The sequence below is a fragment of the Mesorhizobium sp. M7A.F.Ca.CA.004.06.1.1 genome, from assembly GCF_003999135.1.
Lineage (GTDB): Bacteria > Pseudomonadota > Alphaproteobacteria > Rhizobiales > Rhizobiaceae > Mesorhizobium.
The window spans coordinates 1-7021 of the sequence record NZ_RZPQ01000266.1 but is presented as its reverse complement, the minus strand read 5'-3'; the positions used below and the strand labels follow the sequence as shown (position 1 = coordinate 7021).

Here is a 7021-nt window from a genome sequence, read left to right as displayed (position 1 = left end):
CCACAACCGGCTCGACCAGGCGGCCAGGCGCAGGAAGTACCGGCAGGGCAAGAAGACGCCGGTCGACTACGAGCTCGTCTGGCGCGACCGGCCGAGCCATGTCTTCCTGACCCGCGACGACAGGCTTATCGAAACGCTGCGCGGCTCGATCAAGTCGGCGGTCGGCAAGGAGCCGACGCTGTCGACCTCCGGTGGAACGTCCGACGCGCGTTTCATCAAGGACTATTGTCCGGTGGTCGAGTTCGGGCTGGTCGGCAAGACAATGCATATGGTCGACGAGCGCGTCGCCATTGCCGATTTGGAAACGCTGACGCAAATCTACCAGCGCTTCATAGAAGACTGGTTCGGACAGGGCTGAACAGCATGCTTTCGGCGGACGAAACCCAAGCTTCGCTGACGGGCGCCTGGCGATTGATGCTCGGCAAGGCCGACGGCCTGCGCCTGCTCGACCTGTCGGCCGACGGCTTCTGGAATTCCTTCTTCGCCATTGTCGTTGCTGCACCGGCGCTGATCGTCGGCTGGGTCGGCATCGCCAACGAACTCGGCGATCCCGACGCCTTCGCGGGCCGCTTCAGCATGCTGGTGCGCCTGGCGACGGTCGACATCGGCTCCTGGGTGCTGCCGCTGATTGCGCTCGCCCTGATCGCGCCGCGCGCCGGCATAGGCGGCCGCTTCGTCCACTACGTCGTCGCCAGCAACTGGGCTTCGGCCATCACCGCCTGGCTGATGCTGCCCTCGGCGCTGATCCGGCTTTTCCTGTCGTCCGCAAGCCAGGCTGCGAGTCTTGTGTCGCTGTTCCTGTTTGCCCTGTCGATGGTGCTGACCTGGCGCATGACCAACGCCACGATCGGCAGGGGCGCATCGGTCGGCACCGCCGTTTTCGTCGGCATGTTCATCGCCTCGCTGCTGGTGCTGTTCGGCCTGCAGACGCTGCTCGGCATCACCGTGCCGGACGATGCCGGAGTTCAGAGCCTGTCCGGGCTCGTCTCGACTGGATAATCGACACCGGTGAGAAACAGCCCGTCGGGTGGCGCCACCTGTCCGCAGGCGGCGCGGTCGTGCGCCTCGAGCGCCGTTTTCAGGTCGGCCGCAGTCCAGCCGCCGTCGCCGACGCGCTTGAGCGAGCCGACCATCGAACGTACCTGATTGTGCAGGAACGAGCGCGCCGAAGCCCTGACCTCGATCATGTCGCCCTGTCGGCTCACATCGAGCCGTTCCAGCGTCCTGATCGGGCTGTTGGCCTGGCACTGGGTCGAGCGGAAGGTGGTGAAATCATGCCGTCCCAGCAGGACTTTCGCCGCTTCGTGCATGGCGCCGGCGTCGAGCCGCTTCGGCACCCACCAGACCTTGCCCTTGTCGAGCGCGGCCGGGGCACGGCGGTTCAGGATGCGGTAGAGATAGTGGCGGCCGATGGCCGAGAAGCGGGCGTCGAAGCTGTCGGAGACGACCGTCGCTTTCAGGATGGCGATGCGCGCCCCGGCCGCCTGCAGATGGGCGTTGACTGCATCGCGCACCTTGTCGCCCGGCCACGCCTTGGCGAGGTCGGCATGCGCCACCTGCGCGGTCGCATGGACGCCGGCATCGGTGCGGCCGGCGGCGCGCAGCCGGATCGCTTCGCCGCAGAATTTTTCGATCGCCCGCTCGATCGCCTGTTGCACCGAAGGCTGATCCGCCTGGTGCTGCCAGCCGGCAAACAGACTGCCATCATATTCGATGTCGAGGCGAAAACGCGGCATGCCGGGCGGCTATACGCTCTCGCCTACGCGGCGAGAGCGGTGAAGGCGGAGGCGTAGACCAGTGTGCCGGCCTCAGGCGCGTCGCCCCAGGCCAGCGCCTGCAGCGCTTCGCCCTGGTATTCGCTCTCGAAGTTCTCGGCACGCGTGTGGCTATATCCGAAACGCCCGTAATAGATGGGGTCGCCGAGCACCACGGCCAGCGTTTCGCCGGCATCCCTGAGGCGGATATGCGCCTCGCGGATCAGCGCGCCGCCGATGCCGCTGCCATGGAACGAGGGCTCCACCGCCAGCGGTGCCAGCGCCACGGCCGCGAAAGTCTTGCCGCCATTCTGGACGAACAGCCGCGAAAACAGGATGTGGCCGACCACCTGGCCGTCCTCTTCCGCCACCAGTTCGGCAACAGCGTCGCCGCCGGTCACCAGCGCGTCGACCAGACCGGCCTCCGCCTGCTGGCCGAAAGCGTGTTCCTCGACGAGGCGGATGGCCTCGCGATCCCGCGGCGTTGCCGCGCGTATCGACATCATGCTCATGAGAATTTCAGTCCTTTTTCGATCTTGGCCCCGCGCAGGAACTCCGACGCGGCAGCGGGCTTTCCGCCCGCGCGTTGAACTTCGACCAGCCTGATCGCGCCTGCCCCGCAGGCGACCGTCAGCCGGTCATCGAGAATTCCTCCCGACTCGCCCAACTCTTCCCAAAGCGACAGGCCTTGCGACAGCGTCGAGCGAAGCAGTTTCAGCCGCTCCTGGCGGCCGCCAATTCCTATCTCCGACCACGCGCCGGGAAAGGGTGACAGGCCGCGAATATGATTGTGGACCTCACTTGCTGAGCGAGTCCAGTCCACGCGAGTCTCGGATTTATCGATTTTCTTGGCGTAGGTCACCCCATCCACAGCTTGTGTGGTGAATGTCAGGGTATTCCTTTCCAGTCGCGCCAGCGCTTCCACCATCAAGGCAGCACCGACACTCATCAACCGATCATGCAGATCGCCGGCTGTCATATCGGGTTCGATGGCGCATTTTTCAACCAGCCCGACCGGGCCGGTGTCCAGCCCCTCTTCCATGCGCATCACCATCATGCCGCTTTCCAGGTCGCCGGCCATGATGGCGCGCTGGATCGGCGCGGCACCGCGCCAGCGCGGCAGAAGCGACGCATGGCCGTTGATGCAGCCGAGCCGGGTCGCCTCGAGAACCGCCTTCGGCAGCAGCAAGCCATAGGCGACGACCACGGCGACATCGGCCTGCAAGGCACGGAAAGCGGCCTGCTCGGCCTCGCCCTTGAGCGAAACCGGCGCCCGGACTTCAATGCCCAGCCGCTCCGCCTCGCGCTGCACCGGCGATGGCGTCAACTCCAGCCCGCGCCGCCCTGCGGCGCGCGGCGGCTGGGTATAGACGGCTGATATCTCATGGCCAGCCTCGGCGATCGCGCGCAAAGTCGGCACCGAAAACTCCGGCGTACCCATGAAGATGACGCGAAGGGGCATGGCCCTATCCCGCCAGCTTGCCCGGCGCCTTGTCCCTGGCAAGCTTCTTGAATTTCTTCACCACCATGTCGCGCTTCAGCTTCGAGATGTGGTCGATGAACAGGACGCCATTGAGGTGGTCGATCTCATGCTGCAGGCAGGTGGCCATCAGGCCCTCGGCCTCCATATCCTGCAATTTGCCGTCGCGGTCGACATATTTGACCCGCACGGAGGCCGGGCGTTCGACCTCGGCGTAATAATCCGGGATCGACAGGCAGCCTTCCTCATAGACCGAGCGCGCGTCGGCGCTCTCCAGGATTTCCGGGTTGATGAAGACATGCGGCGCCGGCGTCTCGTCTTCCTTGGCCAGATCGATCACCAGCAAGCGCAGCGGCTCGCCGATCTGGATTGCCGCCAATCCGATGCCCGGCGCGTCATACATGGTCGCCAGCATGTCGTCGGCTAATTTGCGCAAAGGTGCGTCGACACGCTCCACCGGCTTGGAAACCTGGCGCAGGATGGGGTCGGGAAGGATGATGAGCGGCTTGATCGACATGGCGTTCCACCTAAGACCTCCAGAGAAAAGCGTCAACCGGTAGGCTGGAGGCTCGTTCACGTTTTGATCTGTGCCGGCAGCGCGAATCGTTTATGCTGTCCACATGAATGATTTGAGCACCATCCTTTCCGAACCTGTCGCCCGGCTTGGCGCCACAACCGTCACGCTCGGCCATGCGCTGGCCTTCGGCGCTTTGCTGTTTCTGGCCCTGTTCGTGGCGCTGGTCATTGCGCTGTGGCGGTCGGCGAAGGCGCGCGCCGTCGCGGCTGCGGAAGCCGCCGATCATGCCCGCGATGCGGAAGTGCGGATGGCCGGCATTCTGCAAAGCCAGGCCGAAATGCAGGGTCGTATGGGCGCCATCGCCGAAGTGTTCGGCGCACGGCAGGCGGAGCTGACGCAGTCGATCGGCCAGCGCCTCGACGCCATGACCGGCCGGCTCGGCCAGACCATGACCGAGCAGACCAAATCCACGCATGAGAGCCTGGCCAAATTGCAGGAGCGGCTGGCCATCATCGATGTCGCGCAGGGCAACATCCAGTCGCTCGCCGGCCAGGTCGTGCAGCTGCAGGCGATCCTCTCCAATAAGCAGACGCGCGGTGCTTTCGGCCAGTCTCGCATGGAGGCGATCGTCGCCGACGGCCTGCCGCACGGCGCCTATGAATTCCAGGCGACGCTGTCGAACGGCAGCCGTCCTGACTGCCTGGTGAAGATGCCGAACGGCGCGCCGTCGCTGGCCATCGACGCCAAGTTTCCGCTCGAGGCCTGGAATGCCATCCGCGCCGCCGATGGCGCCGACCTGCAGAAGGCCGCCTCGCAGGCCTTCCGCCGCGACATCGAGATCCATGTCCGCGATATCTCGGAAAAATACCTGATCCAGGGCGAGACGCAGGACACCGCCTTCATGTTCGTGCCGTCGGAATCAGTGTTCGCCGAGATCCACGAGAATTTCGAGGCGATCGTCCACAAGGCGCACCGCGCCCGAATCGTCATCGTCTCGCCGTCATTGCTGATGCTGTCGATCCAGGTCATCCAGGCGATCCTCAAGGATGCCCGCATGCGCGAACAGGCGCACCTGATTCAGGGCGAAGTCATCCGGCTGATGGAGGATGTCGCGCGCGTCGACGAGCGGGTGCGCAAGCTGCAGGTGCATTTCGGTCAGTCGGCCAAGGACATCGACGACATCCTGGTTTCGACGTCGAAGGTCACCAAGCGCGGCCAGAAGATCGAGGCACTGGAATTCGGCGCGCAGCCCGACGGCGATGCCGCCGCGGACGCAGCGTCACGGGCTCCCGCCGCGAAGGTCGATACTGGCGCGCGCGTTGCCGATTCGAAAACCGGGCAGCTCAGGCTGAGGGTCGTTGAAGGCGACGATTGAGGCGCGGTGCCGGACCGGCGCTACTGCTCCTCCAACGTGGTCATGCCCTGAAATTCAGGCAGCCAGTGCAGCGCCGAGCGGTGCCATTTCTGCTGTGTTGGAATCAAATCCTGGCGCTGCCGCGCGGTCCCCACGCGAATCCCATAGACCTTGGGGCCATCGCCGACAGACGTGGCGTAAAGATGCGAGCCGCAGTCAGCGCAAAAGGCCTGGGTGCGCTTGGCGCCGCTCGCCACGATCTTGATGTAGATTTTCGGCGTGCCCTTGGTGATGCGGTAGTTGCTTTCCGGCGCCGGAACCGTCAGGCGAAAAGCCGTGCCGGTCAGTTGCTGGCAATCCGTGCAGTGGCAGATCGTGGTCTTTTCCGGGTCTACCTCCGCCTCATAGGTTATCGCGCCGCAGTGGCAGCCGCCGTCGATCTTCATCTTTGTTCCTCCTGAATCCCGGTAATCTAGCGGGTCAAGGCAGCCAGGCAATGGCGCGGCGCTAGTCCAGAGCCGGATCGGATGCGGTGTCGATCAGCTTGCGCCGCTTCTCCCAGGTGCCTGTCGTCTGTGGCTTGACGAACAGCCGCGTGATCTCCGGCATTTCCTTCTTCAGCTGCGCCTCCAGGCGCTCGACGCAAGCTTCGATCTCGGGCGCCGTCAAATGGTCCTCGAACTCGATGCTCAGGCCGGCGACGATCTCTGCCGGCCCCATATGGACGGTCAGGACGCCGTTCGCCCGCTGCACCGCCGGATCCTGCTGGGCGATCGCCAGCACCTTCATTTGCACTTCGGGCGATGCCGGCTCACCGATCAGCAGGCCCTTGCTTTCGCGGGCCAGGAAGATCGCTGTCGCCCCCAGGATCAGCCCAATGCCGATAGAGGCGGCGCCGTCGAGTTCCGGCATCTCCAGAACTTCCGCCGCCAGGATGCCGACGAACGCGACGATCAGGCCGAGAAGTGCTGCACTGTCCTCGAACAGTACGGTGTAGACGCTCGGATCCTTGCTCGACTGCACCGCCCGCAGCCAGCCCTGCTTGCCCTTCTGCTGGCGGAACTCCTTCAGCGCCACCCACCACGAACTGCCTTCGAACAGGAAGGAAAGGCCAAGCACGATGTAGGTCACCTCGGCGTTGGCGACCGGCTCCGGCGCCATCATATGGATCACGCCTTCGTAGAACGACACGCCGGCGCCCAGCGCGAAGACGAGGAGCGCGACGATGAAGCTCCAGAAGTAGAGTTCGCGGCCGTGACCGAGCGGATGAGTCCGGTCGGCCGGGCGGGCGGCGCGGTGCATGCCGTAGAGCAGCAGGCCGCCATTGCCGGTATCGACCAGCGAATGCACGCCCTCCGACAGCATCGCCGAACTGCCGGTGAAGGCGGCGGCGGCGAACTTGGTCAGCGCGATGGCGAAATTGCCGGCGAGCGCCGCGTAGATCACCTTTTTTGAGCCGCCGTGCCCGGCCATGGCATTTGTTCCCATTCAAGGCGCAGTCTAGCGGCCAGGCCGCTAAAGCTCCACAGGCATCACACCGCGCGAATGTCGGGTCGTCCAAGCCAGCGGTCATGAGAGATCGGCCTATGGAAAACGGCGACTACTCGACGATCTCGCTGGTCCACACCTTGAAGCCGGCAAGCGTTCCCGGGCCGAATATATGGGTCAGCGGCACGTCGGCGGCGTCGCGGCCGGAGGCGATCAGGATGCGGCCGATGCGCGGTGCATTGTTGCGCGGGTCGAAGACATGCCAGCGGCCGCCGAGATAGACTTCCATCCAGGCGCAGAAATCCATGCTCGCCCATGGTTTCGGCATACCGATGTCGCTGATGTAGCCGGTGCAGTAGCGCGTTGGGATGTTGAGCGCCCGGCAGAAGGTGACGGCGAGATGCGCGTAGTCTCGGCACACGCCGCTC

10 protein-coding genes are annotated in these 7021 nt (G+C 64.8%); 3 read left to right on the top strand and 7 right to left on the bottom strand.

Annotated elements, in window-relative coordinates:
• Both EN906_RS17145 and EN906_RS17140 read left to right on the top strand, forming a co-directional pair.
• Positions 1-358, top strand: a 358-nt coding sequence (locus EN906_RS17145) for a M20/M25/M40 family metallo-hydrolase (RefSeq protein WP_127375275.1), incomplete at its 5' end; no start/stop codon positions are given.
• Between the two features lie 5 nt (positions 359-363).
• Entirely contained in the window at positions 364-999 is a 636-nt protein-coding gene (locus EN906_RS17140; RefSeq protein ID WP_127270998.1) for a transporter, read from the top strand.
• On the opposite strand, the gene truA is transcribed toward EN906_RS17140, so the two are convergent.
• From truA to def, 4 genes are read right to left on the bottom strand one after another with little or no spacing between them, the layout of a single operon-like run.
• Entirely contained in the window at positions 966-1736 is a 771-nt protein-coding gene (truA, locus tag EN906_RS17135; protein ID WP_127271000.1) for a tRNA pseudouridine(38-40) synthase TruA, read from the bottom strand. The genes EN906_RS17140 and truA overlap by 34 nt on opposite strands.
• A gap of 23 nt (positions 1737-1759) precedes the next feature.
• On the bottom strand, positions 1760-2266 hold the full coding sequence (locus EN906_RS17130; protein ID WP_127271002.1) for an N-acetyltransferase: 507 nt from the start codon (positions 2264-2266) through the stop codon (positions 1760-1762).
• Positions 2263-3216, bottom strand: a complete 954-nt coding sequence (fmt, locus tag EN906_RS17125) for a methionyl-tRNA formyltransferase (RefSeq protein WP_127271004.1) — start codon at positions 3214-3216, stop codon at positions 2263-2265. Before fmt ends, EN906_RS17130 begins: the two co-directional genes overlap by 4 nt.
• Before the next feature lie 4 nt (positions 3217-3220).
• Positions 3221-3751 (bottom strand): peptide deformylase, encoded by a 531-nt coding sequence (def, locus tag EN906_RS17120; protein ID WP_127269359.1) that lies wholly within the window; start codon positions 3749-3751, stop codon positions 3221-3223.
• Positions 3752-3854: 103 nt separating this feature from the next.
• On the opposite strand from def, the gene EN906_RS17115 reads away from it, so the two are divergent.
• Complete coding sequence (locus EN906_RS17115; RefSeq protein WP_127269360.1) at positions 3855-5126, top strand: DNA recombination protein RmuC; 1272 nt, start codon at positions 3855-3857, stop codon at positions 5124-5126.
• Between the two features lie 20 nt (positions 5127-5146).
• Here the strand turns inward: EN906_RS17115 and EN906_RS17110 are convergent, their stop codons facing one another.
• From EN906_RS17110 to EN906_RS17100, 3 genes are all read right to left on the bottom strand, one after another.
• A complete protein-coding gene (locus tag EN906_RS17110) occupies positions 5147-5551 on the bottom strand; it encodes a GFA family protein (protein WP_127269361.1) in 405 nt (134 codons plus the stop codon).
• A gap of 61 nt (positions 5552-5612) precedes the next feature.
• Positions 5613-6578, bottom strand: a complete 966-nt coding sequence (locus EN906_RS17105) for a cation diffusion facilitator family transporter (protein ID WP_127269362.1) — start codon at positions 6576-6578, stop codon at positions 5613-5615.
• A gap of 127 nt (positions 6579-6705) precedes the next feature.
• A partial coding sequence (locus tag EN906_RS17100; protein ID WP_164777209.1) for a transglutaminase family protein occupies positions 6706-7021 on the bottom strand: 316 nt, incomplete at its 5' end.